The following is a 2,879-nucleotide window of genomic DNA, read 5'->3' as shown; positions in this document are numbered from 1 at the left end:
GTCCTTGATGACTCCCGCATCAAAGACCTGCGTACTGGGGTTGAAACCCGTAACACGCAGGCGGTGCTGGACGGCAGCCTGGATCAATTTATCGAAGCAAGTTTGAAAGCAGGGTTATGAGGAACCAACATGTCTGAACAACAATCACAGGGCGCTGACGCGGTAGTCGATCTTAACAACGAACTGAAAACCCGCCGCGAGAAGCTGGCAGCGCTGCGCGAGCAGGGCGTGCCGTTCCCGAACGATTTTCGTCGTGACCACACCTCAGACCAACTGCACGCAGACTTCGACGGTAAAGAGAACGAAGAGCTTGAAGCGCTGAACGTTGAAGTGTCCGTGGCGGGCCGCATGATGACCCGTCGTATCATGGGTAAAGCCTCCTTCGTGACCTTACAGGACGTTGGCGGCCGCATTCAGCTGTATGTCTCTCGTGACGACCTGCCGGAAGGCATCTATAACGAGCAGTTCAAGAAGTGGGACTTGGGCGACATCCTGGGCGCTAAAGGTAAACTGTTCAAAACCAAGACCGGTGAACTGTCTATCCACTGCACCGAGCTGCGTCTGCTGACCAAAGCCCTGCGCCCGCTGCCGGACAAGTTCCACGGTTTGCAGGATCAGGAAGCGCGCTATCGTCAGCGCTACCTGGATCTCATCTCTAATGATGAATCCCGTAAGACCTTCAAAATTCGCTCCCAGATCATGGCCGGTATTCGCCAGTTCATGGTTAACCGCGACTTTATGGAAGTAGAAACCCCGATGATGCAGGTGATCCCAGGCGGTGCCTCTGCCCGTCCGTTCATCACCCATCACAACGCCCTGGACCTGGACATGTACCTGCGTATCGCGCCGGAACTGTACCTGAAGCGTCTGGTGGTAGGTGGTTTCGACCGCGTGTTTGAGATCAACCGTAACTTCCGTAACGAAGGCATCTCCGTACGTCATAACCCAGAGTTCACCATGATGGAACTTTATATGGCGTATGCGGATTACAAAGATCTGATCGAGCTGACCGAATCCCTGTTCCGCACCCTGGCGCAGGATATTCTGGGCACCACGCAGGTCCCTTACGGTGAAGAAGTGTTCGACTTCGGCAAGCCGTTCGAAAAACTGACCATGCGCGAAGCGATCAAGAAATACCGTCCGGAAACCAATATGGCGGATCTGGATAACTTCGACTCTGCGAAAGCGATCGCTGAAAGCATCGGTATTAAGGTTGAGAAGAGCTGGGGTCTGGGCCGTATCGTGACCGAGATCTTCGAAGAAGTGGCCGAAGCGCACCTGATTCAGCCGACCTTCATCACCGAATACCCGGCGGAAGTGTCTCCGCTGGCGCGTCGTAATGACGAGAACCCGGAAATCACTGACCGCTTCGAATTCTTCATCGGTGGCCGCGAAATCGGTAACGGCTTTAGCGAGCTGAACGATGCAGAAGATCAGGCGCAGCGTTTCCAGGATCAGGTTAACGCGAAAGCGGCAGGCGACGACGAAGCGATGTTCTTCGACGAAGACTACGTAACCGCGCTGGAACACGGCCTGCCGCCGACGGCTGGCCTGGGTATTGGTATCGACCGTATGGTGATGCTGTTCACCAACAGCCACACCATCCGCGACGTGATCCTGTTCCCGGCGATGCGTCCGGTGAAATAAGCCGTTAAGTCGTAAAAAAAGCCCCGTGCGTTCATCGCCGGGGCTTTTTTATTGCGCCGCAAAAGCGCTGAGTTTTTCGCGCGCAGTGTTCGCTTCCTGCACCATCCACGGACTAAATGCCCACGGTGTGGCGTCCAGCGCGCGGAAGAGCGCGTCCAGCTCCACCCACTGATACTCCATCACTTCGTCGCTATTGATTGCGAGGGTATTCGTTACGCGGGCGGCATAGACCGGGCAGATTTCGTTTTCAACGATCCCTGAAGGGTCGGCTTCACGGTAGCGGAACTCCGGGGCAACGGGGGTGATGTCGGTGATTTCGGCGCCGACTTCAAAGCGGCAGCGGCGGATAATCGCCTGCTCTGTCGCTTCGTCGGCCTGTGGATGTCCGCAAACGGAGTTGGTCCACACGCCGGGCCAGGCTTTTTTACTTAAGGCGCGCCGGGTAATCAGACATTCTCCGTTAGCGTTAAACAGCCATGAAGAGAAGGCCAGGTGTAGCGGGGTGTGTGACGTGTGCGCGGCGTACTTCTCCTGAGTGCCAATCACCTTTCCCTGGTCATTTACCAAAATAACGTGTTCTTGAATACTCATTGATGCTCCAGTGCCATAATGCTTAATGGTTCAGCACCATCAGCGGAATTATTATACTGCATTCTTATGCGAACGGTTTGGCCCACAGAGCGGAAAAGGGCATGACCCGCATCAGTTTGGGCTGCTATCATAGTGCGCCATTCACGCTGACCGAGGAGCTGTTTTGTTTGCAGGAAGCCTGACGAGAAACCCGATCATTGCCGTTTTCTGCCTGACGCTGACGCTACTTGTAGCAGGATGCTCGGGGAGTAAATCTTCGGATATGGGCAGTTATTCCGGTGCCGTCTATACCGTTAAGCGCGGGGACACGCTCTACCGCATCTCACGTGCCACGGGGACCAGCGTGAAGGAGCTGGCGCGCCTGAATAATATCTCTCCACCGTATACCATTGAGATAGGGCAAAAGCTCAAGGTTAACGGCGGTTCCTCCTCAGGGAATAAGTCCTCAACGCGTAAAACAGCCAAAGTGACGCCATCCTATCAGGTGCCTAAATCATCCTGGCCGCCGGTCGGTCAGCGCTGCTGGATCTGGCCTGCAAGCGGAAAAGTGGTTGCGCCGTACTCGCTCTCGGAAGGGGGCAATAAAGGAATTGATATCGCTGCCGCACGCGGCACGCCGGTTTACGCTTCAGGGGCCGGAA

The 2,879-nt window shown here is 55.4% G+C and carries 3 protein-coding genes and 1 pseudogene; 3 read left to right on the top strand and 1 reads right to left on the bottom strand.

Going from position 1 to position 2,879, the window contains the following annotated elements:
* Together prfB and lysS are read left to right on the top strand one after the other, a co-directional pair.
* A pseudogene (prfB, locus tag HP459_RS22220) lies at window positions 1-120 on the top strand (peptide chain release factor 2); the annotation flags it as partial.
* Window positions 121-129: 9 nt separating this feature from the next.
* A complete protein-coding gene (gene lysS / locus HP459_RS22215; RefSeq protein ID WP_022649302.1) occupies window positions 130-1,647 on the top strand; it encodes a lysine--tRNA ligase in 1,518 nt (505 codons plus the stop codon).
* Between the two features lie 48 nt (window positions 1,648-1,695).
* On the opposite strand, the gene idi is transcribed toward lysS, so the two are convergent.
* Window positions 1,696-2,238 carry an isopentenyl-diphosphate Delta-isomerase gene (idi, locus tag HP459_RS22210; RefSeq protein ID WP_171936855.1) on the bottom strand — a complete coding sequence of 181 codons (543 nt, stop codon included), beginning with the start codon at window positions 2,236-2,238 and terminating at the stop codon, window positions 1,696-1,698.
* Between the two features lie 163 nt (window positions 2,239-2,401).
* Here idi and HP459_RS22205 point away from each other — a divergent pair.
* The coding region (locus HP459_RS22205) for a LysM peptidoglycan-binding domain-containing protein (protein ID WP_171936854.1) at window positions 2,402-2,879 on the top strand (478 nt) is incomplete at its 3' end.

The organism is Enterobacter sp. CM29 (assembly GCF_013179605.1).
GTDB lineage: Bacteria > Pseudomonadota > Gammaproteobacteria > Enterobacterales > Enterobacteriaceae > Enterobacter > Enterobacter intestinihominis.
Note: the sequence above shows the minus strand (reverse complement) of the source record. Positions and strands in the feature narration are given on the sequence as shown.